Genomic DNA, 26998 nt, shown 5'->3' on the forward strand with positions numbered 1-26998 from the left:
CCCCCTCCCCCGACCCCGCCCAGCGCAAGCGGGAGCAGCGGGGCTGGTACCTGTACGACTGGGCCAACCAGGTGTTCATCACCTCGGTGGTCACCGTGCTCATCGGCCCCTACCTGAGCGGCCTGGCCTGCGCCGCCGCCGGGGCGCCGGACACCGCCGTGTGCACCGGCGGCCCCTACTACGTGTATCCGCTGGGCATCAAGCTGCACGCGAACGCCCTGTACCCGGCGGTGACCACCACCGCGATCCTGCTGCAGATCCTGCTGCTGCCGGTGGTCGGCGCGATGGCCGACCGCTCCCGGCACAAGAAGCGGTGGCTGTTCTGGCTGGCCTTCACCGGCTCGGTGGCCGTGAGCCTCCTCTACCTCGCCGGGGACCGGTGGCTGCTCGCCGCCGCCCTGTTCCTGGTGGCCAACGTCGTCTACGGCGCCTCGCTGGCGGTCTTCAACTCCTTCCTGCCCGAGATCGCCACCCCCGACGAGCGCGACCGGGTCTCCAGCACCGGCTGGGCGCTGGCCTACCTGGGCGGGGCCACCATGCTCGCCGCCCACCTGGCCCTCGTGCTGATGGCCGACGACCTGGGGCTGGGCCAGGCCGACGCGGTGCGCATCGCCTTCGCTTCGGCCGGGGTGTGGTGGGCCGGGTTCACCGTGCTGGCGCTCAAGCCGCTGCGCAACCGCTACACCGACCTGGCCCTGTCCGGCCGCCGTCCCACGCCGAAGCTGACGGTGGTGCAGTTCGCCCAGACCATCAAGGGGATGCGCCGCTACCCGCAGACCCTGCTGTTCCTGCTGGCGTTCATCTTCTTCAACGACGGCATCCAGGCCGCCGTGCGCTACGCCGCCCCGTTCGCCACCCAGGACCTGCGCATCGGCCAAGAGGTCATGATGGGCACGATCCTGATGATCCAGTTCGTGGCGTTCGGCGGCGCGCTGGCGGTGGGCCGCCTGGCGCGGGTGATCGGGCCGAAGAACGCCGTGCTGTCCACCCTGGGCGTGTGGTGCGTGCTGGTCACCCTGGGGTACCTGCTGCCCGCGGGCGAACCGGTGCTGTTCATGGCGCTGGGCGTGGGCATCGCCCTGGTGCTCGGCGGTTCCCAGGCGCTGGCGCGGGCGCTGTTCTCCCAGCTCATCCCCGCCGGCCGGGAGGCCGAGTACTTCGCCGTCTACCAGATCAGCGACCGGGGATCGACGTTCCTGGGCTCGTTCGCGGTGACGATCGCGGTCACGCTGACCGGCGGCTACCGGGTCGCGATCTTCTCGCTGGTCGCCTTCTTCATCCTCGGCGGGTTCCTGCTGTGGAGGACCGACTTCCGCAAGGGCATCCGCGACGTGGGCAACGAGGAGCCCGAGCGGGTGTGAGGGCCCGGGGCGTGCGCCCCGGGCCCGGCTACCCCTTGACCGCGCCCCGGGTGATCCCGGCGACGAAGCTGCGCTGGAACACCACGTAGACCACCACGATGGGGGCGATCACGATCAGGCTCGCCGCCGCGAGCAGCGGGACGTCGGTGCCGTACCTGCCGACGAACAGCCCCAGCCCGGTGGGCGCCGTGCGCATGGACGGGTCCTGCAGCATCACCAGCACCAGCAGGAACTGGTTCCACGACCACATGAACACCAGCACCGTCAGGGTCGTCACCGCCGGCCAGGACACCGGCAGCAGCACCCGCCACAGCACGGTTCCGTCGCGCGCGCCGTCCATGCGCGCCGACTCCACCAGCTCGCGGGGCACTCCGGCGAAGTGGGACTGCATCCAGTACACGCCGAAGGGCAGGAACAGCGCCACCTCGGCCAGCACCACCCCGGTGTAGGCGTCGGTCAGGCCGACCTCGCGCAGGTTGTAGTAGAGCGCGATGACCAGCAGCTCGACCGGGACGGTCAGCCCGAGGACGAACCCCAGGGACAGGACCCGGCCGCCCCAGACCCCCAGCACCGACAGCGCGAACCCGGCCATCGTCGCCAGGAGCACGGTCAGGGGCACCACGGCCCCGCTGACGATGAGGCTGGAGCGCATCAGGTCGCCGAACCCGCCCGCCTCCCAGGCCAGGGCGAAGTTCTCCCAGGACCACCGGTCGGGCACGGACACCCCGTCCACCCGGCTCCCCGACGGGTGCAGCGCCGCCAGCACGATCCCGGCGAAGGGCAGCAGCACCACCAGGGCCATCAGGTTCAGCAACGCGTAGCGCAGGGCCTGCCCCGCGGCGCTCGGCCTCATGCGTCCTCCCTGGCCAGCAGCCGGATCCCGCCGACGAACACGACCACCAAGACGGTGAGCACCACGGCGAGCGCCCCGGCGGCGCCGATGTCGCCCTCGTTGAACGCCAGTCGGTACACCAGCAGGCCGGGCACGTCGGTCGCCCCGGCCGGCCCTCCGTTGGTGGTGACGAACACCAGGTCGAAGCTGGCCAGCGCGGCGATGGTGGTGATGACGCCCGCGATGCTCATCTCCCTGCGCAGCGCCGGCAGCGTCACGCTGAGGAACCGCCGGGCCGGGCCGGCCCCGTCGATGGCGGCCGCCTCGTGCAGCGCGGGGTCGACCCGCTGCGCGCCGCTCATGAACAGCATCATGCACAGCCCGCTCATGATCCAGGTGCCGACCGCCCCAAGGGCGGCCAGGGCGAAGCCCTCGTCCCCCAGCCACGCCCGGGTGAGGTGGTCGAGCCCCACCAGTCCGAGGGCCTGGTTGACCATCCCGTCCTCGCTGTACATCCACCGCCAGGTGGTGCCCACGACCACCAGCGGCAGGACCTGCGGCAGGAAGAACACGACCCGGTAGAAGGCGGTCCCGCGGCGCACCCCGCCCGCGAGCAGGGCCGTCATGAGCAGCCCCAGCAGGATGGGCAGGACGGTGAAGAAGACGATGAGCACGAGGGCGTTGAGGACCGCGCGTCCCAGCACCGGTTCGGCCGCCACCCGGACGAAGTTGTCGAACCCCGCCCAGGCGGGCGGCGCCACGCCGTCCCATTCGAGGAAGGCGAACTGCAGGGTGCTGACCGCGGGGTAGACGGTGAAGGCCAAGTAGACGGCCACGGCCGGGAGCAGGAAGAGCCACCCGCGCCCGCCCCTCCGGCCGCCCGGGCCGTTCCGGCGCGGTCCGCGCCGCCCGGCCCCGGGGGCGCGGGCGCCCGTCACGGCGGGGTCACCCATGGTCGCCCTCCCATTCCTCCTGGAGGGTACGCAGGAACTCCTCCTCGGTCGTGACCCCGGCCACCAGCCCCTGGACGCCGGGGGTGAGCTGGTCCAGCATTCCGGGGGTGGCGTAGTCGGGGAACGGGACCAGCCCCTCCTCCTCGATGACCCGGGCGAAGCCGGCGTTGATCTCGCCCATCACGCCGCCCTGCCCCTCGGCGGCCTCCGGATCGACCGGCATGAACCCGCTCTCGGCCTGGATCCGGGCGGCCTCGGGCGAGCCGAGGTAGTCGAGGAAGGCCGCGGCCACGTCGGGGTGCTCGCTCTGTGAGGAGACGGCGTAGGCGACGCTGGAGCCGGAGGCGACCGGCACCGTCCCCTCGGGGCCGGGCATGAGGAAGAACCCGACGTCCTCGCCCATCTCCTCGGCCAGCGGGGCGGCGGCCCAGTTCCCGGTGATCAGGAAGGCGCTGCCGCCCGCGGCGAAGTCGGCCTGGGCGTCGATGTCGGAGGTGGCGTTGGCCCCCTCGGACAGGTAGCCGCTCTCCACCCAGCGGGTCAGGGTGGCGGCGGACTCCTCGGCCGCGCCGGTCTCGATGGTCGCGCCCGGGGCGCCGTAGACCCAGTCCCGGTAGTCCTGCTCGTCTCCGGTCACATTGAGCAGGGCGTTCCAGATCTGGAAGCCCCCCACCTCCAGGGCGCCGTTGCCGACGGGCGTGGTGCCCTCGGCGTGCACCCGCTCCAGGGCGTCCTCGAACGCGCCGAGGGTCCGCGGCGGCTCCTCGACCCCGGCGTCGGCCAGGATGTCCTTGTTGTAGAAGACGCCCAGGACCGATAGCGACCCGGGCACGGCGTACAGGCTCCCGCTGCCGAACCGCTCGGCGTCCTGGTCGGTGCGCAGGGGGTCCGTGGCGCTGGAGGGGAACTTGTCCTCCCACCCGTAGGCCGCGGCGTGCTTGTCCAGGTTGAGGATGAGCCCGGCCGGGACCAGGGAGTTCATCGCGCCGGTGTTGTACTGGGCGATGTCGGGCGGGTCGTCGGAGGACATGGCGAGCTTGACGGTCTTGACGTAGTCGCTGAACTGCGTCCGCTCGAGGTCGACGGTGACGTTGGGGTGGCGGCGGGTGAATCCGTCCACCAGGGCCTGGGTGGGCGGGTCGTCGGTGTAGGCCAGCCTGAGGGTGACCGGTTCGCCGGTGATGGCGGTGGAGACGGTGTCGGGCACGTCGTCCTCGCGCACGCTCGTGGACAGCACGGCGCACGAGCCGGTGAGGACGAGGACCGCCGCTCCCGCTGCGGCGGAGGCCGCCGGGTGCCACCGGCGACGAGTGATGGGCATGCTCCCCCTCCCTGCGGATCCCCCCTTTACCCGCTTTACCCGTCGTTCGAATCGGTTACGTACCGTACGAAAACCATTGCTCCGCCGACAAGGGCGGGACCGTGGCCGGGAGCGGCGGCCTGGCGGGGGCGGCGCGCGGAGGCGTGCGGAGGCGTGCGGACGGACGGCGTGGGCGGTGGTTCCGACCGGGGCCCATGGGGTAACAGGAGGGCCAGGTGGCACTCGGCCACCGGGAGGACCGACGACAGGACCACCGGGGAAAGGGACGGCGAATGCTGTTCGGCAAAGAGCATGTGCAGCGGTACCAGGAGACCGACGGCGCCGAGGGTCACGACTGGAACGGCACCACGGTCCTCATCCTCACCACCACGGGGCGGTCGTCGGGGCGGCCCCGCAGCACCCCGCTGATCTACCGGCCCGACGGGGACTCCTATGTGGTGGTCGCCTCCAACGGGGGCGCGGCCGACCACCCGCAGTGGTACAAGAACATCCAGGCCGACCCCGAGGTCGGGGTGCAGGTGCTCGGCGACCGGTTCACGGCGCGCGCACGCACCGCCGGCCGGGAGGAGAAGGAGCGGCTCTGGCCGGTGATGGCGGCCGTGTGGCCCGACTACGACAACTACCAGGCCAAGACCGACCGGGACATCCCCGTGGTGGTCCTGGACCGCGTCTCCTGACGCCCGCGGGGCCGTGCCCGGAGGCACGTCCCGGCCGCGCCCGCCTCCACGGCCGCTCCGCCCCGAAGGGGACCCCGCTGCGCGGGCAGCCGATCAACCCATTATCATCGCACGGTTGGACCGCGGTAGTCCGGGGAATCTTTGAGACGGACCGGAGCGTTACATCCACGAAGACCGCTAGAGCGCCTGGAGGCATGTACACGATGGCCGAGCGAGCACTTCGCGGCACGCGGCTCGGAGCGACGAGCTACGAGAACGACCGCAACACCGACCTGGCGCCTCGCCAGGAGGTGACCTACGACTGCCCTCGGGGTCATCGCTTCTCCGTCACCTTCGCGACCGAGGCCGAGATTCCGTCCAACTGGGAGTGCCGCTTCTGCGGCGACACCGCCCTGATGGTCAACGGCGAGGAGCCGCAGGAGAAGAAGGCCAAGCCCGCCCGGACGCACTGGGACATGCTGCTGGAGCGCCGCAGCATGGAAGAGCTCGAAGAGGTCCTGGCCGAGCGCCTCGAGCTCCTGCGGGCGCGCCGGCGCGAGGAGCGGGAGCACATGGAGACGGTGGCGGCGCAGCGCAAGAGCGCCTGAGGAGGGGATGCCGAAAGGCGCGCGGCGGCGGATGTGCCGCTCGAATACGCAGAGGCGGCGCCCGGGTGTTCGGGGCCCCCGCCTCTTTGCGCGTCGCCGCTCCGGGGCGGGAGCGGGGCGCCCGGTCACTCGGGGGCGGCGCCCCCGGTGCCGAAGGGGTCGGCCGTGATGCCCACCAGGTCGGCCACCGAGTCCATCACCTTCGTGGGCCGGTAGGGGAACAGGTCGGCGGTGTCCCGGTCGGAGATGCCCGACAGGACCAGGACCGTCTTCAGGCCCGCCTCCAGCCCCGACCGCACGTCGGTGTCCATCCGGTCGCCGATCATCAGCGTGGACTCGGAGTGCGCCCCGATGGCGCGCAGCGCCGAGCGCATCATCAGCGGGTTGGGCTTGCCCACGTAGTAGGGGTCGCGCCCGGTGACCCGCTCGATCAGGGCGGCGATGGCGCCGGTGGCCGGAAGCGAGCCCTCCTGGCTGGGGCCCTTCTCGTCGGGGTTGGTGGCGATGAACCGCGCCCCGTTCTCCACCAGCCGGATGGCGCGGGTGATCGCCTCGAAGCTGTAGGTGCGGGTCTCGCCCAGCACCACGTAGTCGGGATCGCGGTCGGTCAGCACGTAGCCCACGTTGTGCAGGGCCGTGGTCAGCCCCGACTCCCCCACCACGTAGGCCGACCCGCCGGGGCGCTGCTCGTCCAGGAACCGGGCGGTGGCCAGCGCGGAGGTCCAGATCGACTCCTCGGGGATGTCCAGGCCGGTGCGCTTGAGCCGCGCCCGCAGGTCCCGGGGCGTGTAGATGGAGTTGTTGGTCAGCACCATGAATCCGATGCCGCTGTCGCGCAGCTCGGTGACGAAGGCGTCGGCGCCGGGGATGAGGTGCTCCTCGCGCACCAGCACCCCGTCCATGTCCATGAGGTAGTTCCACCGCGGTTCGTTGCTCACGCCTCAATTGTCCCCCGGGCCACGAGTGGATGCGCCGGGGACACCCCTGAAACGCCTGGTTCGCCCGTTCGGCGGGCGCGCGGGCCGCGGCCGGCTCAGCCCGCGGTGCCGGGCCTCAGCCCGCGGTGCCGGGCTCCTCGGTCGGGTCGACGACCCGGCCCTGGATGACCTTGCCGCTGCCGGGCGCACGCCCCGTCCCGTCGCCGGGGCCTCCGCGCGCACCCGCGCCGGAGGGGGCGAACGAGCCGGGGACCACGGTCACGCCCATCGCTCGGGCCCGGCGGTCGGCCCAGGCGGAGAAGGCCCAGCGCAGCGCCGGACGGGTGAACGGCAGGGCCAGCAGCCCGCCGACGGCGGCGGTGATGAACCCGGGGATGATCAGCAGGATGCCGCCGACCATGAGCATCAGGGCGCTCAGCATGCCGTCGCGGGAGCGGTCCGAGTCGCCCTCGCGCAGGGCCTTGGCCATGGCCTGCGGGTCGCCTCCGGCGTCCCGGTAGGCCTGGGCCTGCACGCGCAGCGACTCCTCGAACTCACGGAAGGCGCGGGTGCCGGCGCGGCGCAGCACCAGCACGCCGAGGGCGGTGAAGGCGAACAGCAGGGCGATGGTCCAGGGGACGCCGATCCAGCCGCCCACCGCGATCATCAGCCAGATCTCGGCGAACGGCAGCGCCATCAGCGCCAACACGATCAGCAGGGGCATGGGCACCATCCTCGGCGTCGCGGTCTTCGTCCGTGACAACGCATGCGGGCGGCGCGGCGTTCCCGCCCGGGACCGCCCCTACCCGGCTCACACCCGCGTCTCACCTTGAGGCGCGGCCGGCCGGTCGGCCGCGCGGCGGCGGCGCGCCGCCACGGCCGCGGCGGCCAGGGCCCCCAGTGCCAGGGCGGACAGGGCCGCCTCGGGCAGGGCGCCCAGCCGGGTGGCGGGGGTCAGCCCCTCCTTCGCGGGCAGCTCGGCGACCTGCCAGGCGCGTTCGGCCTCGGGCGAACGGTAGGCGACCGAACCGTCCGGGTCGACGAACGCGCTGACCCCGCTGGTGGCGGCGACCACGGCGGGGCGGCCGTGCTCGACGGCCCGCAGCTGGGTGATGGCGAGCTGCTGGTCGGACTGGCCGGTGAAGTTGTAGTTGGCGTTGTTGGTGGGCACGGCGATGATCTGCCCGCCTTCGGCGACCGCCTCGCGCAGCGGCAGGTCGAAGGCCACGTCGAAGCAGATGGCGGTGGCCAGCGTGGTGCCGCCGATGGGCAGGGCGCCCGGCTCGGTCCCGGGGACGCCGTCGCTGCCGACCTGTTCCAGACGGCTCACGAAGCGGGTGAAGAAGTCCCGGAAGGGGATGTACTCGCCGAAGGGCACCAGGTAGCGCTTGGTGTAGTGGTCGCCCGGCCCGTCCTCGGGGCTCCACACCACGCTGCGGATCTCCCGCTCGGTGCCGTCGTCGCTGTAGCGGGTGATCCCGAAGAGCAGGGGCGCGCCGATGCGCTCGGCGGCCCGGTCGATGAGCGCGGCCGCCTCGGGGTCGGAGTAGGCGTCGAGGTCGCTGGCGTTCTCGGGGAGGACGACCAGGTCGGGGCGCTCCACCTCGCCGGAGTCCACGGCCTCGGCGAGCTCCTCGACGGTGTCGACGTGGTTCTGCAGCACCTGCATGCGCTCGCCGAGGATGTCCATCTCGCCGACGTTGGGCACGTTGCCCTGGATGAGGGCGACGGTGACGGTGTCGTCGGTGGCCGGGGCGCCGATGCGGGGCGCGGCCATGCCGAACAGGGGGACGGCGACCGCTCCGGCCAGGAGGGCGGCGGGCACCGCCAGGGCGCGTGGGCCCAGCCCCCGGGCGCGGGCGCGGACGGCGCCGAGCACGGCGGCCAGCAGCAGCGTGCCGCTCAGGGCCACGGCGAAGGAGGCCAGCGGCGAGGACCCCAGGGCGGCGTAGCCGGAGAAGGGGGTGTCGGGCTGGGCGAAGGCGAGTTTGCCCCAGGGGAAGCCGCCGAGCGGGAAGCGGGCGCGCACCGCCTCCTGGAGGACCCACATGGCGGCGGTCCACACGGGCCATCCGGGCAGCCGCGAGACGGCGGCGATGCCCATGGCCATGGGGGCGAAGTAGACGGTCTCGGCGGCGGCGATGACCAGCCACACGTCGGCGCCGAACACGTTCTGCCACTGGATGAGCGGCACCATGAGCGCGGCGCCGGAGAGCAGGCCGAGCCAGGCGGCGCGGCGCAGGCGGACGCCGATCAGCGCCCATCCGAGCAGGGCGACGGCGATCGGGCCGAGCCACCACAGGCCGTAGGGCGGCAGGGAGAGGAGCTGGGCGAGCCCGGCCGCGGCGGCGGCCGCGGCGCGCAGCAGGGCGGTGCGGCCGGGGCGGGGGCCGTGCGCGGAGGGGGCGGGGGCCGGCGGGGCGGGCCCGGTGCCCTCGGCGTCGCAGGCGTCGGAGCGGGTGCCCTCGGCTACCACGTGCGGCTCGCTTTCCACCTGCGTCCCCGGGCCCGGCGTCGGGGCGGGGAGGGCGCGCGGCCGGTCGGCCGTCGGCGCCGGGACGTCTGCTCTGCTGCTCTGCGGGGAGGGGGATGGCGCACCGGGGCCTTGGGCCCGGTACGGCGCAACAGTACCACCCGGCTCTGCACCGCCCCCAGGGGCCGCCGAGCACCCCCGGGGGGGGGGCACGGAGGCGCGCCCCCGCTTCCCGGCTCGGCTCGGCCGGAGGGCCGCCAGGGTGTGCAGGATCGGGTGGCCACGACGCAGGTCGGCGGCACGCGCGGTAGCGCTGTCGGGCGTGCGGCGTGTGCGTGGCCGCGCTGAAGAAGCGGCGACGGCACAGCAGGTCCCCCGCTCACGGGCCCCGGCCGGGCGGTGGGCGCCTCGCACGCCCCGAGGTCATCGTGCGTGGAGTTGTGGGCTGTTCGGCCCGCACCCCGTTCCACCTGGGCTAACGGTCGGTCTCGCCGTTGTCGGGGCCGGTCTGGCCCGTGAATGGCCCGGCCTTGTCGAGCGCGGTCTTGACCTGACCGTTCGCCGTGTGGACCCCGGTGTCGAACCAGTGCGCGTAGGTGCGCATCAGCACGTCCATGGTGTGGCCCAGGCGCCGGGCGACCTCAGGGGCGGGAACCTTCGCGTACAGCAGCCAGGACGCGCACCCGTGCCGCAGATCGTACGGCCGCACCGCCAGCCCCAGCGAGAGTTCCGAGGGCGTGAGCGCCGTCTTGCGGGCCCGCTCCCAGGCCCGCCGGTAGACCGCGCCCGAGAGGACCGCGTACTCCCCGTGCGGGGCGGAGGTCTGCCACCACAGGCGCCCGTCCGGGGCCGTGCCGTGCCGGGCCAGGTGGCGCCGCAGCAGCGCCACCGCTTCCGGGTTCAGCGGCACCGGCCGCACTTCGTCCACCTCGCGGTGCTTGAGTTCCCGGGCCTCCCCGTGCTGGCCGGAGTCGGTGTAGCGCGCGGGCACCTCGGTGCGCGCCCCGGAGACCATGAGCACCCCGAACCCGGGCACCGCGTCAGGGTCGGTGACCTGTTCGGGCCAGATGATGTCCTGTTCGCGCACGGCCCGCGTCTCACTGGGCCGGGTGCCCGCCAGGTAGGCCAGGCCGAAGAAGCCCGCCAGGAAGTCATCGCGTGCCCGCCCGGTGTCCAGCAGGGCCCGCACCAGCCGGGATGCCTGTTCGTAGCTGGGCACGGTGCGGGGGTTGACCGCATCGGCCGCCCGCGACCGGGAGAACCGGGCCCCCGAGATCGGGTTGGAGGCGATCATCTTGTGCTCTGCCGCATGGTCAAGGGCCAGGCTCCACACCCCGCGCCGACGCCGCACCGAGCTGGCTGTCAGCGGGCCGCGTCCGTCCACGCGCATGGAGCAGCGCTCCAGCACCTTGGTTGCGGCCGTCTTGTCGCCCATCTGCGACACCGGCAGCGAGACCCGTTCCACCCAGGCCAGGCACGCCCGGTCCAGCTCCGAGAAGGCGCCTTCGTCCGGAGGCAGGATGCGGTCTTCAGGCCGGGCCGCGCCGGAGTGCACGCGGAATGCCAGCGCCGCGTTGAGGGCTTTGCGGACCCGAGCGGCCGGGGCCGGGGCCTTGTGGCGCTTTGCACGCGCGTCGTCGACGGAGGCCATGGCCAGGTGCACGGCGTGGCTAGCGACGAGTGAGCGGGTGTTGCCCGAAGTGGTGTGCGCCCAGGCGTGGCGCACATAGGAGCGCAGCAGCGACCACACCGACTCCCGAGAGGCGGCCCAGGATTCGGGCTCACCGGTGACGGTGGAGAACCGTTCGCCGTTGCGCGCCGCGCGGTGGAGGTCGGTCTTGTGGGTGGTCGCGAGTTCCTTGGTCAGGAACGAGCGCGACTTCTCCACGGTGTCGATGCGCCACCGCAGTTCCCAGGGCTTGCGCCGGTTGGCCCGCTTGCGGATTTCCCAGAACTGGATGTCTTGCGCGCCTGCACTCATCCGCGGTTCCTTCCGTCTAGCTGATTGGTTCGCACCCATTCTATGAAATCCGAACGGTTAATCCGAATGCTGCCGCCGGGGGACTTGAACGTTCTCGGTCCTTTTCCGCGCTCTATCCACCGGTACACCGTCCGGCGGCTGAAACCCAGCTCACGCGCCATACCGGCCACGGTCAGCACCCCATCCCCGCTCAACTCCCCACCTCCGCAGAAACCGACTCACGGCCATTCGCCACGGGCCAGCCACGGGCCACGAAAAACGACCGGAAAAGGCCAAACAAAAACCAGGAATTCCATTCCATTAGGTTGACGGGCGCGCGGCGGGCGGCCCACAGGCCAAACCCCCGACCACCCACCCCTTCGCCCGGCGGGCGCCGAGGCGCATAGGACGCGCTACGCGCGCAGTTCTCCTGCTCTGTGGCCGGGGCCGCCGGAGAAGCACCAGGAAGGTGGAAGGAGTGGACGCGCTTCGCGCGCAGACTTGCCCCGTAAGCGCCGCCGGGGTCCGGGGGCGCCTCACAGCTCACGGGCCAGCGCCGCTTCACGTGCCAGCAGCTCGCGGTACTCCCGCCGTGCGTGTTCCAGGTCGGCCGTGATCCCCGCCGCCAGGTCCGCATCGGCCAGGCCGGTGAACCCGGTCCCCGCGTAAGCCCACTGGCCCAGCAGCACCGCGTCCCCGGACGCGGCTTGCGCCCACGGATCCGGCGACCCCTCTTCCACGCGTTGGCGGGCCCGCCACGTGCGCCGCACCGCCCGCAGCGCGGCCATCGTCGTACTGAACCGCCGGGACTTGGTCGCCAGGTGGCCCCGGTACCCCAGCGCATGCGCCCACCGACGCAGCCCCAGGTGCTCCAGGTCGCGGCGCCCGCCCAGGGCCCACGCCGTGGCCGCCATCCGCGCCAGATGCGGCCCCACCTTCGCCACCAGACCCGCAAGGTCCAGACGCCGCAGACGATGCGCCAGCGCCCCCGGAGCACTGTCGGCCGCCGTCTTGGTGGCGTACTTCGCCAGGTAGGCCGCCAACCTGGCCGGATCGTCCTCACCCGTGGCGGTCACGTCCCGCACGTCCAGTTGCGGCCCCCACTCACACGAGCGCAGCGCCCCGTCCGGGGAGGGCAGCGCGAACGACACCGAGGAAGCGGCCGAGCGGACCGCACCGGCCAGCAGGGCGGGCGTCGCCCAGGACGGAGGCGCCACCACCGCCGAGGCGTCATCCGGGTCCACCCCGTCCAGGCGCACCACCGCGTGCAGGTGCACCAGCCCCCGCCGCTGGTACTCAGCGACCTTGACGTAGGACACCCGCAGCAGCCGGTCAACCTCGCGGACGGTCACGCGACGGCCGAGCGCGGCCGAGGCCGCCGGGGCCAGCGCCCGCCCCACCGCGATCCGGGTGCGCCGCCACAACTCACCCACATGCGCGTTCCACAGCACCGCACCCGTGTAGTCCCAGCACTCCGGACACACCGGCGTGCCCACCACCCGGTGGTCCGCCTCATGCACCAGATCGCACCCCAGAGGCCGACCATGCACACACCTGGCACCCGACCGGCGCGGACGGCACCCCCCGCCCCGCGCAGTGTGCACCGGACCGAAGGACGGAGCCGTCAGCGTCACGAACAACCTCGGATGCGCCCCGACCGTCCCGGGCACCGCGTCGTCGGCCGAAGCGCCGTCGCGCCCCCGCATCCCCGAGGCCACCAGATGCCACAGATCCCGCCTGTACCGCTCCGAGCAGGCCGGACACACCGAAGCCCGCCGGTCCCCGCACGCCACCAACACCACACCATCAGGCGCATCCCGCGAGGAGAACGCCGCCAGCACCTCGCCCGAGCCCGAATCCGCCGCAGCAGCCGACCCCGCCACCCGCACCGGCCGAACACACCCCGAGACCCTTTCCACCTGCGAACGCCAGGAGGGGAAATCCTCCCGGACCATCCGCCTGTGGGCCGCCTCCGCCCACCTACCGTTTATCCCGTTCGATTCCCCAGAAAACACCGCGCCCCCACGGTCCGGCTAGAACAAGCGTTCGCCTTCTGCGTTCAATGCTCACCGACACCCACAGGAATGTCCACCCCCATAGAAATCGCAGGTCACAGCACCAACTCCGGTTCTACGAACAACGCGTTTCCCTGCCCGCACTTCCATTATCAAACGAAAGTGCCGGGGTGGATCGCCTATCGGTGTCGGTGCGGATCCATGCAGGTCAGGGGTAGACCGGAAGTCCGTGACCCACTAGAAGAGCCCTCTCCCCGGGGGATGAGGGAGAGGGCTTGCCCATAGACAGGCTCAGTGGGGGCGGGGCCTTAAGCGGCGCTCCGTTGAAGCAGGTCCCGAACCACGATGGTGCGGTCCGAGACCGCGTGCCACCACGGCCCCGCGAGGCTCTTGGGGTCGGCGGTGGCGTACTGGTGGAGCGCGGCCAGCGCCAGCGCGTTCAGCACCGGCACCGCACCCGCATCAGCGGGCACCAGCAGACGCGTTCCCGCACCGTCCAGCGCCAGGGCGAACCCGCCGCCGGGCCGGGTCCGTGTCCGCACCGTGGCCGGATCAAGGCATGAGGGGCACATGCTTCTCCCATCAGGGGCAGGGAAGGCGGGGGCGGGGGTCAGACGGTGAAGGAGTAGGACAGCACGTGGCGGTGCCCGGCCAGCACCAGCCGCGCCACCTCCACCGGCTCCTCATCCGCGCTGTAGGCGGTGCGCGTGATGGCCGCCACCGGGCCGGGCGAGCCGAACGCGGCTTCCTCCTTTTCGCTGGGCAGCCGCGTGCGCAACTCCTCCCGGAAGCGCACCGGCTCCAACCCCATGTCCGCCAGCCGCGCATACACCCCGCCCGGACCGGTATCGGTTCGCCAGGCCCACTGCCCGATCGCCTCCAACGGAAGGAACGAGGTGGCGAGCTGGACGGTCTCCCCTGCGGCGTCGGTGTAGCGGCGGGACCGCTGGAGCATCGGCACCCCGCAGGCCAGCCCGAAGACCCGCCGCACATCATCGGGGGGAACCGTCTTGTCCACCGCGACCCCGCGCGCGGTGAGCGGGTTGACCGGGTGGCCCAGCGCCCAATTGGTGAGCGCGTGCGGCATGTCTCTGCGAATGTCGTGCAACGTCGGCCTTTCCTGTCTCTGCACGGGTCGGACGGCCCGGCGCCCGGCAAGGGGGCCCGCATCCCCCGCAGGACAAAACACCCCGATGCGCAGGCCACCGGGCCGCCGCCCCACCCCGAGGGCCCGGGGCAGGGCCGTACCGGGCAGGTGCCCCCGGACACCCGCACGGCACGATGGGTGCCCGCCCACCCGCCAGGAGCACGCTCGAACCGGCGGGCGGGGGGCGGCTTTCAGGAGTCCACGCCCTTTCGGCGCAGCACCGTTTGAATCCCGGCCAGGTAGCAGCGCTTGGCCACCACCGAGCCGTCCGCCTCCGAGAGCGTGTAGAGCTGCCCGCCGGGAACGGGCTCACGGGTCAGCCGGTAGCCGTGGCAGGCCGCCAGCCGCATGATGCGGGCGACCGCGCTCCGGTACTCGGGCAGGTCGGGAAGGCAGGCGCTCACGCCGCATCACCGCCCCACGGCTGCCCCGCCACCGGGGGGTGGGGGTGCCCGCCCGCGTGCCGGGCCTGGTGCTCCATCTCAGCGCCGACCACCTCCGAGAGCCCGTCCAGGGTGGGGGCGTACAGGGTGGGGTTCAGGCCGCGCTGTACCTCAGCGGGGGTGGGCTGCCGGGTCAGGTCGGCCACCCACCGCCAGTCGGCAGGAGCGTTGGGAAGGTAGGAGGCCACCCAGCCGGGGTGGGCCCGGTTCCACTGCCGCCGGGCCGACTCGATCCCGGGCGGGAGGTCGGGCGCGTCCGCGCCTGGGCGGGGGGTATCGTCCATGTCGTCTCACCTCGCAGGTAGGTGGGGCCACGCCCCCGGACGCCAGCCCGCGTCGCGGGGGTTTGCTGTGCGGAGGACGGGAGAAGCGAACCCCCGTCGTCCATGGCGTCAGCCTTGTGGATGGAATGACCCAGGTGAAGGGGCTTGTCAGTTCCCTGGAGGAGTTCCAGTGCCACTGGAATTCTGTGGAATGGGTCCAGACGGTGCGCCACCGTTCGTGATGTGATAGACGCATGCCCCCCGACAAGCGAGTACTTCAGGCATACGGTGCAGAGCTGCGGCGCTTGAGGAACGAGGCCGGACTTGTACAGACGGCCTTAGCCAACAAGGTGCGCTGCAGTAAGTCCCAGATCTCCGAGGTTGAGCGCGGCAACACCGAACCTTCGCGGGACCTCCGGATGCGCTTGGACCAGGCGATCGGGTTCGGGCGCCTGGAACGCGTCTGGGAGGGACTGACCGGTTCAGGGCGGGACGCGTGGCGCGTCGAAGTCGCCGAGCTGATCCAGAGCGCGAGCGCGATCTATGACTACCAAGTCCTTGTGTTCCCGGCCTATCTGCAGACCAGGGAGTACGCCGCGACCCTCATGCGGTACGGAGCGCAGTGGCTTTCCGAGGACGACGTCCAAGCCCGAGCCGAAGGCAGGGCCGAGCGTTCACGACGGCTGACGACAACGCCGCGGCCCAGGGTCTGGCTCGCACTGGATGAGACGATCCTGCAGCGGCGGTACGGATCGCCGGAGGTCATGCGGGACCAGTTCGCTTATGTGTACGAGCTGGCCCAGGCCGAGAGGATCACTCTGCAGCTCATACCTGCGGATACGCCCCGCCATCCGGGCAACTCGGGGGCGTTTAAGCTGATCACGACTGACAACGAACCAGACGTGATGTTCGCCGAAACCCCCCATGAAGGGCAGATCGTCACCAATGCGGTAGATGTAGCCCGGTACCGGATGCAGTTCGCCGCGCTCCAAGGGGCGGCCACCAGCCCGGAAGCGGCCTTGACCAGGCTCCGGGATGAGATGAAGAGGTTGGACGATGAAGTGGCGTAAGAGCAGCTACAGCGATGGGGGCTCTAACTGCGTCGAAGTAGCTGACGGAGCCAGCACCGCTGTGAGGGACACCCAGAACCGGGAGCTTGGGCACCTTGAGTTCCCGGTCGCCGAGTGGAGCGCCTTCCTTAGGGCGCTTGAGCAGCCCGAACTCTGAGGCACCCCGGTCCTGCAGCAGGATGGGCGGCCCGGCTGACGGCGCGGTTCAGGCAGGGGCATCGGCTGTGTGAGGAGTTTCCCTACAGGATCAAGGCCCGCCCGCGCTTCGCGCGGGCGGGCTTCGCCACGTCGCGGGCAGTCGGCCGTGGGTCGCTCCGCTCACGCGGGCATCCGTGCTGCGCGCGCTCCTCCGTCGCGTGCTCGCACGGCGCCCGCGCCGCGTCGCTCCCCGGCCTCCCACCGCTCCCAGCGCTCACCGCCCCCGCACCTCGCCCCAGGCGCGCCCGCCCGCGCAGGGACAACCCCGGAACACCACATTTCCGCAGGTCACAGCGCGCCGGCCTCCGCTCCGCTCCGGCAGGCGCAGCCCCGGGGCACCACACCACCCCCTCCCGCCCGCCGTTCGGCTGTGCGCCGGGTGACGGCAGGTGCCCCGGTACCAGGACCGCGCCAGCGCTTCGACCGTGGCACCGGACGGCCCGAACGGGGCCGCCCCGCCCTGACTCACGTGCCTACCAGGTCCCGCCCGGCGGTGGCCAAGGTCGTTCAGTCGTGGAGTGCTCCACCTTGTCCACCGCCGGGCGGGACCCGGTCGGAGACGGCCCTACGTCAGGACGGACCGACCCCCCGGAGGCCGACATGACCGCCACCACGACCGGCAACCCCCGCGCGATCCTCGCCGCGCGCCGCGCCGCCTACCTCATCACCTCCGACGAGCCCGCCGAAGTACAGGCCGGGCTCCGGCTCGCCTTCGCCCTTCCCCGGGAGCTTCGCACCGAGGTACTGGCCGCCGTCGAGTGGGAGATGGCCGAGGACGACGCCCAGGAGGACGCCGAGAGCTAGAGGCCGCACCCGGCCCGGCCCCGCACGGGGTCGGGCCTTTTCGCGCGTTCACCGGCCCCGCGACGCGGCGGGGACAGGCCGCATCCCCCGGTCGGCCGGGTCCGTCCACGCTCCCGCGTCGGGGCGGGCCCCCAAGGCCGGGCGGCCCAGGCGGGGAGCAGCGGTGGAGCCCGAGGGGCCCCGCCGCACGGCGCGAGCTTACGGCCGCCCGGCCTCCCGCCCCGACGCTCCCGCCGTGTCCGGACCCGTCCGCCCTCAGGTACGCGGCCGGGAACGGGGTGAATCCGGGGACGGGCCACGCCCCGCCGGGGCATCGAGCCCCGCCCGGGCGTCGGAGCAGCGCCCGCGCCGCTACCGCCCACCGTCCGGGCGCGAGGACGGATTCCCCACCGGCCCGAGACACGCGGCCCGGGGTCGGGGTAGCGTCGCCCCTATGACCGACAAGGCCCCCGTGGTCCGCATCGACGCCGCCCCCACGGCCCGCCGCGCCCACGCACGGCAGCAGGCACACCAGGCCGAGGCCAGGGCCGAGCGCACCGCTTATGCCCACCGGATCGCCGAGGGGCTAAAGCGCAGCGGGGCCGTGGTCATCGACTGCCAGGACGACGCCCAGCGCGAGGAGGCCCGCGCCGCCGGGAGACTCGCCGGGCGCATCCGGGGCGTGCGCGTGCGCACCACGGTCGTGGAGGGCCGGGTAGCGGTGTTCGAGCCCGACCGGTCCGCCAACCCGCTACAGCGGCGTTTGGACGAGCGCCGGGGCATGAAGGCCGAAGCCCGAGCGCTACGGGCCCACGGGCCGTTCGTGCCACCGCCCCCGGACCAAACCCCCTGACCAGCGCCGACACTGGCCCGTTGGCCCGTCTCTGGCCCGGGAAGCACGACATAGCCTGTCGCACGGTGTCACACGATGGCACACCGCCGACCGCCCAGCCGCGACACCGCAGGTCAGGCGCCCCCGCTCTGACGTGCGAAAGGGCGACGCCCCTGAAGGAACGCCGCCCTAACATGCGTGGTGGAACCGACACGCGATCGCCCTGAAACCGTCGGTTTCACCACGCAGGATCACCGAATGCTCGGCAACCCTTCTCCTTATGTCCGGTATGCCGGAAATGTGGCGCCTAGTGGGGCCACACCGACCTGACTGCCGCCACGGATGAGCCGACCGCTCGTCTCCCGTGCGCCGCCGCCCTCCTGGACCGCGAGGAGCCCGACGGTCGACAGGCGGGGCCAGGGAACCGCCCCCGCTGTCTCCGTCGCCGCCCTTCGCGGTGAGCACGCACACGCGCTTCGGCCGACGGCGCTGCCGGATGGGCCCACCTACCGAGGGGCAGGCCGCCGATCACGGGATTGACGGCGCGTCGGGCCGTCCCCGGACAGGGCGGTGAGCGCGTGAGGCGTGTGGGGGCGCGGAGGGCCAGGGGATCGCCGGTGCCGGCCCGGAGGGACGCCCGGCGCGGGGGTGCCGCGGCCCGGAGTCCCCTGGCCTCCCCGCGCCTTCCGCCGTGCGGCGGGCGTCCTCCCGGACGGCCGCCCCGTCGGGGCGGGGTATGGGGGGACGCGGAAAAGGCCCGAAAGCACCCTTCGGACCGGATCCGTCTCGTCGGCGGCGAGCGCGGAGACCGTTGTCTACTGGATGTTCGGGCCTTTTCCGGGTCCAACCCCCCGCCCGGTCGCGGAACCCCGGCGCCTACCCGACCTCCGAGCGCACCTGGTGCGTGGTGCGGCGGCCGGTGGGGCACGCGCCGGACCGCTCGACCGGTCCGTCCAGTGCTGGACTGGTCAGTAGATTACCCAGACTCCGGTCCCTCCGCTGCAACCACCGCCGCCCGTGTCGGGACCGCGGCCCCGGAGTGGATCCGGCGCGGGCGCGCGAAGCGTCCGGAAAGGGATAACCGCCGACAGGCTAACGCACCCTGACGATTCGGCGCCACTTCGCCCACGGGCCGTCACCCGCCCGCCACCGCGCGCTCCCCCCACCCGCGCCCCTCCCGCCCCGTTGTGACCGAAATCGGATCGAAATCGATTCCGCTATCGACAAGAACCGCCCGATCGTGTTCGATGTGATCGAAACGTCAGGTCGGATCGATCACGGGATCGGTCACTCACGGACACGGGAGCCCGAGCATGGCGAAAATCGTCCTCGACGGGGTCGACAAGGTCTACGCGGGCGGCGTCAAGGCCGTCGACGACCTCAACCTGGAGATCGCCGACGGCGAGTTCATGGTGCTGGTCGGCCCGTCGGGCTGCGGCAAGTCCACCGCCCTGCGGATGATCGCCGGCCTGGAGGAGATCACCGCCGGCGACCTGGTCATCGGCGAAGAGGTGGTCAACGACCGCCCGCCCAAGGACCGGGACATCGCCATGGTGTTCCAGAACTACGCCCTGTACCCGCACATGACGGTCGAGCAGAACCTGGCCTTCGGCCTGAAGCTGCGCAAGGTGGCCAAGCCCGAGATCCAGCGCCGGGTGCAGGAGGCCGCCGAGATGCTCGGCCTGGAGACCTACCTCAAGCGCAAGCCCGCCGCGCTCTCCGGCGGCCAGCGCCAGCGTGTGGCGATGGGGCGGGCCATCGTCCGCGAGCCCCAGGCCTTCCTCATGGACGAGCCGCTGTCCAACCTGGACGCCAAGCTGCGCGTGCAGATGCGCGCCTCCCTCAACCAGCTGCACGAGCGCCTGGGCGTCACCACCGTCTACGTCACCCACGACCAGGTCGAGGCGATGACCCTGGGCGACCGGGTCGCGGTGCTGCGCGAGGGCCGCCTGCAGCAGGTCGACACCCCCAAGAACCTGTTCAACAACCCGGTCAACCTGTTCGTCGCCGGGTTCATCGGCTCGCCCGCGATGAACTTCGTCGGCGCCGAGCTGCAGCGCGACGGCGACGGCGCGGTGCTCAAGTTCGCCGACCACACCGTCAGCGTCCCCGCCGGCGTGGTGGCCTCCCGCGACGGCCTCAAGGACTACTTCGGGCGCCAGCTGATCCTGGGCATCCGCCCCTCCGACTTCGACGACGCGGCGCTCGCCCCGCACGAGGGCGCGGACATGCGGGTGACCGCCGACGTCACCGAGGAGCTGGGCACCGAGATCAACGTGATCTTCAGCGTCGACGCCCCGCCGGTGCAGCACGAGGAGGCCGCCGCGCTGGCCGCCGACGCCGCCGGGGACGGCGAGGAGGACGCCGCCGCGGCCACGCTCCCCCTGGCGGGCGACAAGTCGGTGTTCACCGCGCGCGTCAACCCGCGCAGCGAGGTGCGGCCCGGGCAGCCCATCACCCTGTCGGTGGACGTCACCCAGCTCCACTTCTTCGACAAGGACAGCGGGCTGGCCATCGGCCACCCCGACAACCGCTGAGGCCCGCACAGGGCACGGCCTGAGCGAGGGCGGGGGCGGGGCGCAAGCGCCCCGCCCCCGCCTGCTGGTCCGTGCACCCCGGACGGCGGCTACTTGACCGCGCCCGCCATGACGCCCTGCACGAAGTAGCGCTGGAAGGCGAAGAACACCACCAGCGGCACCACCATGGAGATGAAGGCGCCCGAGGAGATCACGTCGATGTTCGCCCCGAACTGGCGCATCTCGGCCTGCAGCGCCTTGGTCATGGGCTGGTTGGCGGCGTCGGCGAACACCAGCGCCACCAGCAGGTCGTTCCACACCCACAGGAACTGGAAGATCGTCAGCGACGCGATCGCCGGTCCGCCGAGCGGCAGGATCACCCGCCGGAAGATCGTCAGCTCCCGGCCGCCGTCCATCCGCGCCGCCTCCAGCAGGTCCCGGGGGATCGCCGCGAAGAAGTTGCGCAGCAGGAAGATCGCGAACGGCAGCCCGAACCCCACGTGGAACAGCACCACCCCCACGATCGAGCCGTAGATCCCGGCCCCGCCGTAGAGCTGGGCGATCGGCACCAGCGCCACCTGGATGGGCACCACCAGCAGCCCCACCACGCCCAGGAAGAGCCAGTCCCGGCCGGGGAACTCCATCCACGCGAACGCGTACCCCGCCAGCGCGGCGATCGCCACGATCAGCAGGGTGGAGGGGACGGTGATCAGGACCGTGTTCCAGAACGACCCCACGAAGGTCGGGTTGTCCAGCAGCCCGGCGTAGTTCTCCAGGGTCAGCTCGGCCGGGCGGGCCAGCACGGTCCACCAGCCCGAGGAGGCGTTGTCGGCCGGGGCCCGCAGGCTGGACACGAACAGGCCCAGCGTGGGCACCAGCCAGAACAGCGCGATCAGCACCAGGAGGAGCTGGACCGCGCCCGAGCCCAGCCGGGCGGCCGCGCGGGCGGCCGCCGACCGCCGGGGCGCCCCCTCGGCGCCGTCGGGCCCCGCCAGCGGGTCCGGCCCCGCGCCCGCGGGCGCCGTGGTCGCAGCGTCGTCGCTCATGAGTTCTCCCGGCGGAACCGTCGGATCTGGAACACCATCGCGGGCACGACCAGCACCAGCAGGAACACCGCGAGCGCGCTGCCCAGCCCCTGGTCGTTGGCGCCGAAGGCCACCCGCCACATCTCCACCGCCAGCACGTTGGCGTCGGCCTGCACCGACCCCGGTGCGATGACGAAGACCAGGTCGAAGATCTTCAGCACGTAGATCATCAGGGTCACGAACACCACCATCAGCACCGGGGACAGCAGCGGCACGGTGACCCGGCGGAAGACCTGCCACTCGGTGGCGCCGTCCACCCGCGCCGCCTCCAGGGCGTCGCGGGGGATCGCCGACAGCCCCGCGGCGATGAGCACCATGGCGAAGCCCGCCCACACCCACAGGTAGGCGCCGATGATCGCCGGGGTGACGACCGTCGGCCCGAGCCAGGTCACGCCCGCGTAGGGCTCGGAGAAGTCGCGCGGGTCCAGCTCCACGGTGTAGGCGCCGCCGGCCACGCCCTCGAAGGCGAAGGTGCCGTCGTCGGCGGTCTCGGTGGTGGCGGCGGTCGCTCCGTCGGCGTCGACGAGGCGCACCCCGACGCCGGGCAGCCCGCGCTCCTCGGGGTCGACGGCGCCCTCCGTCCCTCCCCCGCCCGGGGTGAAGTCCAGCCAGACGGTGCCCGCCACCGCGTCGCCGGCGGGGGCCTCGGGCGCCCGGGCGGGCTCGGCCGCGCCGGGCAGGTCGTCGGCGGCGATCCCGACCAGGGGCACCATCGCGGGCTCGTCCCCCGGGGTCACCTCCGCGCCGAGCCGGAAGCCGCCGCCGTCCGCGGGCTCCACGCCCGAGCCGTCGCGGGGGCTCGCGTCCGGGTAGTCCCCGGCCGGGGCGACGGTGTCCTGCACGGTGGTGATGACGGCGTTGGCCAGCCCGCGCTCGGGGTCCTGCTCGTAGACGAGGCGGAAGATGACGCCGGAGGCCAGGAAGGAGACCGCCATCGGCATGAAGACCACGAGCTTGAACGCGGTGGCCCAGCGGATGCGCTCGGTGAGCACCGCGAAGATCAGCCCGGCGACGGTGACCACGATGGGCGCGACCACCACCCACACCACGTTGTTGCGCAGCGCCACGAACGTGGGCGGGTTGGTGAACATCCGGATGTAGTTGTCGATCCCCACGAACGTGGTGCCGGGGGCGTCCCACAGGCTCCGGTACACGGAGAACCCGATGGGGTAGAGCATGTAGGCGCCGAGGAACAGCAGGGCGGGCAGCAGGAAGGCCAGCGCCAGCCAGCTCGGCGGGCCCAGGGCTCCCGCGCGTCCGGGCTCCTGCTCGTCGGTGCGTGTCCCGTCGGGCCCGGGCGGGCCGGGGTCCGCGGGGCCGGGTACGGTGCCGGCGCCGCCGTCCGCGTCCGGCGGCTGGGGGGTGTGGGCCATCGCGGTGCGGCGCGGCCCGCCGGTGGGCGCGCCGCGCGCCCTCCTCTCCGGTTGTCGGGGGGTGCCGAAGGGGCGGCGGGCCCGGCGGCCCCGGGGTGCGGGGGCCGCCGGACCGGCCGGGTCAGTACGCCTCTTGCGCGGCGTCCTCCAGTTCTTGGGCGGTCGCCTCGGGGTCGCCCGGGTCGCGCAGGAAGTCCTGCAGCACGGCCCACATCCCGCGGCCCTCGGTGGCGCCGAACTGGCTGGGCACCTGGTCGGACATGTCGTAGCGGACGTCCTCACCGGCGTCCAGCACGGTCTGCGAGAGCTGCTGGGTGAACTCGTCGGTGTAGGCGTCGGGCTGCACCTGGGAGTTGGCCGACAGGTAGCCGCCCAGCCCGGCCCAGGTGGTCTGGGCCTCGGGCGAGGCCAGGTAGGCCAGCAGCTCCTGGGTGCCCTCGTTCTCGCTCATGGCCACCGCGATGTCGCCGCCGACCACCACCGGGGCGGCGTCGCCGACCGCGGGGAAGGGGAAGGCCTGGGCGGTGTCGCCGACGGTGGCCCCGGCCTCGGCGGCACTGGCGGCCACGAAGTCGGCCTCGTAGACCATGGCGGCGTCCTGCTGCCCGTAGACCTGGGTGACGCAGGTGGGGAAATCGGTCTGCACGGCGCCGTCGGTGCCGCCGGCCATGTAGTCGCCCTCGCCCCAGACCTCGGCCATGGTCTCCAGCGCGTCGACCACCGAGTCGTCGGTCCAGGGGATCTCGTGCGCGGTGAGCTGGTCGTACTTGTCGGGGCCGGCCTGGGACAGGTAGACGTTCTCGAACCAGTCGGTGAGCGTCCAGCCCGAGGCGCCGCACATCGCGAACGGCGTCTCCCCGGCGTCGGAGAGCGTGGAGGCGGTGGTGCCCACCATGTCGTCCCAGGTCTGCGGGGGCTGGACCCCGGCGGCGTCGAAGGCCTCGGGGCGGTACCAGACGATCGACTTGTGGGCGGCCTTGAGCAGGATGCCGTAGGGCTCGCCGTCGACCGACCCCAGGTCGCTCCAGTAGTCGGTGTAGTTCTCCTCCAGGGCGGCCGCGGCGTCGCCGGACAGCGGCACCAGGGCGTCCTGGGCGGCGTACTCCTCGAGGAGGCCGGGCTGGGGCAGCAGCGCCACGTCCGGCGGTTCGCCCGCCTCGATCTTGGGTCCAAGGTAGGCCCCGGTGTCCTCGCCGGTGGGCTCGTACTCGACGGTGGCGCCCGTCTCCTCCTCGAAGGCGCTGAGCACCTCGACGAAGTTGTCCTGCTCCACGCCGGTCCACTTGGCGGCGACCTTGAGTTGCACGCCCTGCAGGTCGCCGCCGCCCGGGGCGCCGCCGTCGCCGGGCGCGCACCCGGCCGCCAGCAGCGCTCCCGCCGCGGCGACGGCGACACCGCCGCGCAGCCTCCATGCGTGTTCAGTCATCGCGCACCTCTCTGGAGTCCGATTCCCCGGGTTCCCCCCAGATCCCGGCACCGCTGTCAGGGTCGAAGAAGTACAGGCGCCCGGTGTCGACCCGGATCCGCACCGGGCGGCCCTCCGCCACCTGTGAGCGGGGGCTGAACTTGGCGATCATCGCGCCGCCGCCGGGGGCGGCCGCGTCGTCGGCCCCGGCGTCCCGGGCGAGTTCGCGGGTGTCCTCGGTGACCACGGGCGGGGCGTCGGCGGCGAAGTGCACCAGCAGCTCCGCGCCCAGGGCCTCCACCAGGTCGGCGGTGGAGGAGAGCACGGCCGCGCCGTCGGTCCCGGCGCCGTCCAGGTCGGCGTCCTCCATGTCCTCGGGGCGGATGCCCACGGCGATCCCACGGCCGAGGTAGCCGCGCAGCGCCGGGCGCTCGGCCAGCAGCGCGCGGGGCACGCCCAGGGCCTGGTCGCCCAGATGGAGGAGGGCTCCGTCGCCGTCGCCCTCCAGGCGGCCCTGGAGCAGGTTCATGGCGGGCGAGCCGATGAAGCCGGCGACGAAGAGGTTCACGGGGCGCTCGTAGAGCTCCTGGGGCGGGGCGACCTGCTGCAGCACGCCCTTCTTCATCACCGCGACCCGGTCGCCCAGGGTCATCGCCTCGACCTGGTCGTGGGTGACGTAGACGGTGGTGACGCCCAGGTCGCGCTGGATGCGGGAGATCTCGGCGCGCATCTGCACGCGCAGCTTGGCGTCCAGGTTGGACAGCGGCTCGTCCATCAGGAAGGCCTGGGGGTTGCGCACGATCGCCCGGCCCATGGCCACGCGCTGGCGCTGGCCGCCGGACAGGTTGCGGGGCTTGCGGTCCAGGTGGTCGGTGAGGCCGAGGGTGGCGGCCGCCTTGGCGACCCGCTCGGCGATCTCGGCCTTGGGCATGCGCCGCAGCTGGAGGCCGAAGGCGATGTTGTCGCGGACGGTCAGGTGGGGGTACAGGGCGTAGCTCTGGAAGACCATGGCCACGTCGCGGTCGCGTGCGGGCACCCGGTTGACGGTGCGCTCGCCGATGGCGACGGTGCCGCGGCTGATGTCCTCCAGTCCGGCCACCATGCGCAGTGCGGTGGTCTTCCCGCACCCGGAGGGGCCGACGAGCACCAGGAACTCGCCGTCGGCGATGTCCAGGTGCAGGTCGTCGACCGCGCGCGTACCGTCGGGATAGATCTTGTACACGCCGTCCAAGCGGACTCTCGCCACGTTGCGCCTCCACCCGCCCCGATCCGTACGGCGCGCGCCGCCTCCTCCTCAGGGACGGGCGGGCCCATCGGGGGTGGGGACACGCTGTGCCGTGGGCCACATCGGCTCACGCCATTGTGGTATCAGGCAATGTCCCGCCTTAATAGTGATCGGCGGGCGCCTGTTACGAATCTGTTTTCCTTGCGTCAAACCGGATGCCGCGCCCGTGGCCGGTTGCGGTCGCGCGGGCGCGGTCCGGAGGCGCGCCGGGCCTCAGCGCGCGCCGGTCAGGGCGCGCCCGATCACCATCCGCTGGATCTGGTTGGTGCCCTCGACGATCTGCAGGACCTTGGCCTCGCGCATGTAGCGCTCGACGGGGAAGTCGCGGGTGTAGCCGTAGCCGCCGTGCACCTGGACGGCGTCGGTGGCGACCTGCATGGCGGTGTCGGTGGCGAAGAGCTTGGCCATGGCCGCCTGGGTCCCGAAGGGGCGGCCGGCGTCGCGGCGGCGGGCGGCCGCCAGGTAGAGCTCGCGTGCGGCCTCCACCTTCGTGGCCATGTCGGCGAGCATGAAGGACAGGCCCTGGTGCTCGGCGATGGGGCGGCCGAACTGGCGGCGCTCCTTGGCGTAGTCCACGGCGGCGTCCAGGGCGGCCTGGGCCACGCCCACCGCGCAGGCGGCGATGCCCAGCCGCCCGGAGTCCAGGGCGGACAGGGCGATGGCGAACCCGGCACCCTCCTCCCCCACCAGGGCGTCGGTGCCCACGCGGGCGCCGTCGAAGCGCACCACCGCGGTGGGCGAGGCGGACATGCCCATCTTGCGCTCGGGGGCGTCGGCGGCCACCCCTTCGGTGGAGGCCGGGACGTACAGGCAGCTGATGCCGGAGGCGCCGGGGCCGCCGGTGCGGGCGAAGAGGGTGTAGAAGTCGGCGCGGCCGCCGTGGGTGATCCAGGACTTGGAGCCGTCGACGGTGTACCCGGAGGCGTCCCGCCGCGCCCGGGTGGACAGGGCGGAGGCGTCGGAGCCGGAGTGGGCCTCGGACAGGCAGTAGGCGCCGAGGAGGTCGCCGCCGAGCATGCCGGGGAGCAGGTGGGCCTTCTGCTCGTCGGAGCCGAAGGCCGCCACGGGGTAGGAGGACAGGGTGTGCACGCTGAGCCCGAGGCCGACGGCGAGCCAGGCCCCGGCCAGCTCCTCGACCGCCTGGAGGTAGACCTCGTAGGGCTGGTCGCCGCCGCCGTACTCGGAGGGGTAGGGCAGCCCGAGCAGCCCGGAGCGGCCCAGCAGGGCGAACAGGTCGCGGGGGAACTCGGCGTTCTCCTCCCCCTCCGCCGCACGCGGGGCGACCTCCTTGACCGCCAGCTCACGGACGAGTTCGAGGAGGTCCCGGCCCTCAGAGGTGGGCAGCGTGCGCTCAACGGCCATATCGTTCCCTACCAGCTCACACGGGGACGCCCATTTATTCGGTCGTCCTACTACATGGTGACATGCCGCACTGTAGCCCATACCCCAACGACCCGGGAGGTCCGGGGCGGAAAGGCCCCACCGGGCAGCGCGCCGCCGGC

At 72.7% G+C, this 26998-nt stretch carries 26 protein-coding genes; 8 read left to right on the forward strand and 18 right to left on the reverse strand.

What is annotated here, in order from left to right:
- Window positions 1-1361 (forward strand): MFS transporter (locus O4J56_RS20355; protein ID WP_270687789.1); only part of this gene is annotated, 1361 nt, incomplete at its 5' end.
- Between the two features lie 28 nt (window positions 1362-1389).
- On the opposite strand, the gene O4J56_RS20360 is transcribed toward O4J56_RS20355, so the two are convergent.
- Genes O4J56_RS20360 through O4J56_RS20370 form a run of 3 tightly spaced genes read right to left on the reverse strand, consistent with a single transcriptional unit; the run spans window position 1390 to window position 4467 of the window.
- On the reverse strand, window positions 1390-2214 hold the full coding sequence (locus tag O4J56_RS20360; protein WP_270687790.1) for a carbohydrate ABC transporter permease: 825 nt from the start codon (window positions 2212-2214) through the stop codon (window positions 1390-1392).
- The gene (locus tag O4J56_RS20365) at window positions 2211-3146 is read right to left on the reverse strand and encodes a carbohydrate ABC transporter permease (RefSeq protein WP_270687791.1); all 936 of its coding nucleotides are present in this window, start codon (window positions 3144-3146) and stop codon (window positions 2211-2213) included. The genes O4J56_RS20360 and O4J56_RS20365 overlap by 4 nt, the downstream gene beginning before the upstream one ends.
- Window positions 3139-4467: an ABC transporter substrate-binding protein gene (locus O4J56_RS20370; protein ID WP_270687792.1), complete on the reverse strand. Its 1329-nt coding sequence runs from the start codon at window positions 4465-4467 to the stop codon at window positions 3139-3141. The genes O4J56_RS20365 and O4J56_RS20370 overlap by 8 nt, the downstream gene beginning before the upstream one ends.
- Window positions 4468-4739: 272 nt before the next feature.
- Between O4J56_RS20370 and O4J56_RS20375 the strand changes: the two genes are divergently transcribed.
- Together O4J56_RS20375 and O4J56_RS20380 are read left to right on the forward strand one after the other, a co-directional pair.
- The gene (locus tag O4J56_RS20375) at window positions 4740-5144 is read left to right on the forward strand and encodes a nitroreductase family deazaflavin-dependent oxidoreductase (protein ID WP_270687793.1); all 405 of its coding nucleotides are present in this window, start codon (window positions 4740-4742) and stop codon (window positions 5142-5144) included.
- A gap of 203 nt (window positions 5145-5347) precedes the next feature.
- Window positions 5348-5731, forward strand: coding sequence for an RNA polymerase-binding protein RbpA (locus O4J56_RS20380; protein ID WP_026123636.1), 384 nt, complete (start codon window positions 5348-5350; stop codon window positions 5729-5731).
- Window positions 5732-5856: 125 nt separating this feature from the next.
- On the opposite strand, the gene O4J56_RS20385 is transcribed toward O4J56_RS20380, so the two are convergent.
- The 10 genes from O4J56_RS20385 to O4J56_RS20430 form a co-directional block, all read right to left on the reverse strand.
- A complete protein-coding gene (locus O4J56_RS20385; RefSeq protein WP_270687830.1) occupies window positions 5857-6639 on the reverse strand; it encodes an HAD-IIA family hydrolase in 783 nt (260 codons plus the stop codon).
- Between the two features lie 145 nt (window positions 6640-6784).
- Window positions 6785-7372, reverse strand: a complete 588-nt coding sequence (locus O4J56_RS20390; RefSeq protein WP_270687794.1) for an FxsA family protein — start codon at window positions 7370-7372, stop codon at window positions 6785-6787.
- 87 nt (window positions 7373-7459) lie between these two features.
- Window positions 7460-9124 (reverse strand): apolipoprotein N-acyltransferase, encoded by a 1665-nt coding sequence (gene lnt, locus O4J56_RS20395; protein WP_270687831.1) that lies wholly within the window; start codon window positions 9122-9124, stop codon window positions 7460-7462.
- Between the two features lie 472 nt (window positions 9125-9596).
- Window positions 9597-11102 (reverse strand): tyrosine-type recombinase/integrase, encoded by a 1506-nt coding sequence (locus O4J56_RS20400; RefSeq protein WP_270687795.1) that lies wholly within the window; start codon window positions 11100-11102, stop codon window positions 9597-9599.
- Complete coding sequence (locus O4J56_RS20405; RefSeq protein WP_270687796.1) at window positions 11099-11296, reverse strand: helix-turn-helix transcriptional regulator; 198 nt, start codon at window positions 11294-11296, stop codon at window positions 11099-11101. Before O4J56_RS20405 ends, O4J56_RS20400 begins: the two co-directional genes overlap by 4 nt.
- Before the next feature lie 321 nt (window positions 11297-11617).
- Complete coding sequence (locus O4J56_RS20410) at window positions 11618-13036, reverse strand: replication initiator (RefSeq protein WP_333563816.1); 1419 nt, start codon at window positions 13034-13036, stop codon at window positions 11618-11620.
- Between the two features lie 368 nt (window positions 13037-13404).
- Window positions 13405-13638, reverse strand: coding sequence for a hypothetical protein (locus O4J56_RS20415; RefSeq protein ID WP_270687799.1), 234 nt, complete (start codon window positions 13636-13638; stop codon window positions 13405-13407).
- 68 nt (window positions 13639-13706) lie between these two features.
- Window positions 13707-14183 (reverse strand): UTRA domain-containing protein, encoded by a 477-nt coding sequence (locus tag O4J56_RS20420; protein WP_270687800.1) that lies wholly within the window; start codon window positions 14181-14183, stop codon window positions 13707-13709.
- 251 nt (window positions 14184-14434) lie between these two features.
- Window positions 14435-14647, reverse strand: a complete 213-nt coding sequence (locus O4J56_RS20425) for a hypothetical protein (protein ID WP_270687802.1) — start codon at window positions 14645-14647, stop codon at window positions 14435-14437.
- Window positions 14644-14970 (reverse strand): hypothetical protein, encoded by a 327-nt coding sequence (locus tag O4J56_RS20430; protein WP_270687804.1) that lies wholly within the window; start codon window positions 14968-14970, stop codon window positions 14644-14646. The genes O4J56_RS20425 and O4J56_RS20430 overlap by 4 nt, the downstream gene beginning before the upstream one ends.
- Before the next feature lie 233 nt (window positions 14971-15203).
- On the opposite strand from O4J56_RS20430, the gene O4J56_RS20435 reads away from it, so the two are divergent.
- The 5 genes from O4J56_RS20435 to O4J56_RS20455 all read left to right on the forward strand — a co-directional run bounded on the left by O4J56_RS20435 (window position 15204) and on the right by O4J56_RS20455 (window position 20369).
- Window positions 15204-16019 (forward strand): helix-turn-helix domain-containing protein, encoded by an 816-nt coding sequence (locus O4J56_RS20435; protein WP_270687805.1) that lies wholly within the window; start codon window positions 15204-15206, stop codon window positions 16017-16019.
- Window positions 16006-16176 (forward strand): DUF397 domain-containing protein, encoded by a 171-nt coding sequence (locus O4J56_RS20440; RefSeq protein WP_270687806.1) that lies wholly within the window; start codon window positions 16006-16008, stop codon window positions 16174-16176. Before O4J56_RS20435 ends, O4J56_RS20440 begins: the two co-directional genes overlap by 14 nt.
- A 641-nt stretch (window positions 16177-16817) precedes the next feature.
- Complete coding sequence (locus O4J56_RS20445) at window positions 16818-17021, forward strand: hypothetical protein (protein ID WP_270687807.1); 204 nt, start codon at window positions 16818-16820, stop codon at window positions 17019-17021.
- Window positions 17022-17454: 433 nt separating this feature from the next.
- On the forward strand, window positions 17455-17853 hold the full coding sequence (locus tag O4J56_RS20450) for a hypothetical protein (RefSeq protein ID WP_270687808.1): 399 nt from the start codon (window positions 17455-17457) through the stop codon (window positions 17851-17853).
- A gap of 1292 nt (window positions 17854-19145) precedes the next feature.
- Window positions 19146-20369, forward strand: coding sequence for an ABC transporter ATP-binding protein (locus tag O4J56_RS20455; RefSeq protein WP_270687809.1), 1224 nt, complete (start codon window positions 19146-19148; stop codon window positions 20367-20369).
- An 89-nt stretch (window positions 20370-20458) separates the two neighbouring features.
- On the opposite strand, the gene O4J56_RS20460 is transcribed toward O4J56_RS20455, so the two are convergent.
- The 5 genes from O4J56_RS20460 to O4J56_RS20480 all read right to left on the reverse strand — a co-directional run bounded on the left by O4J56_RS20460 (window position 20459) and on the right by O4J56_RS20480 (window position 26858).
- On the reverse strand, window positions 20459-21394 hold the full coding sequence (locus tag O4J56_RS20460; RefSeq protein WP_270687810.1) for a carbohydrate ABC transporter permease: 936 nt from the start codon (window positions 21392-21394) through the stop codon (window positions 20459-20461).
- Complete coding sequence (locus O4J56_RS20465; protein ID WP_270687812.1) at window positions 21391-22806, reverse strand: carbohydrate ABC transporter permease; 1416 nt, start codon at window positions 22804-22806, stop codon at window positions 21391-21393. Before O4J56_RS20465 ends, O4J56_RS20460 begins: the two co-directional genes overlap by 4 nt.
- Window positions 22807-22927: 121 nt before the next feature.
- The gene (locus tag O4J56_RS20470) at window positions 22928-24232 is read right to left on the reverse strand and encodes an ABC transporter substrate-binding protein (protein WP_270687813.1); all 1305 of its coding nucleotides are present in this window, start codon (window positions 24230-24232) and stop codon (window positions 22928-22930) included.
- Window positions 24225-25457, reverse strand: a complete 1233-nt coding sequence (locus O4J56_RS20475; RefSeq protein WP_270687814.1) for an ABC transporter ATP-binding protein — start codon at window positions 25455-25457, stop codon at window positions 24225-24227. The genes O4J56_RS20470 and O4J56_RS20475 overlap by 8 nt, the downstream gene beginning before the upstream one ends.
- Window positions 25458-25709: 252 nt before the next feature.
- On the reverse strand, window positions 25710-26858 hold the full coding sequence (locus O4J56_RS20480) for an acyl-CoA dehydrogenase family protein (RefSeq protein WP_270687815.1): 1149 nt from the start codon (window positions 26856-26858) through the stop codon (window positions 25710-25712).
- Window positions 26859-26998 lie beyond the last annotated feature (140 nt).

This window comes from Nocardiopsis endophytica (assembly GCF_027706725.1).
Taxonomy (GTDB): domain Bacteria; phylum Actinomycetota; class Actinomycetes; order Streptosporangiales; family Streptosporangiaceae; genus Nocardiopsis_A; species Nocardiopsis_A endophytica.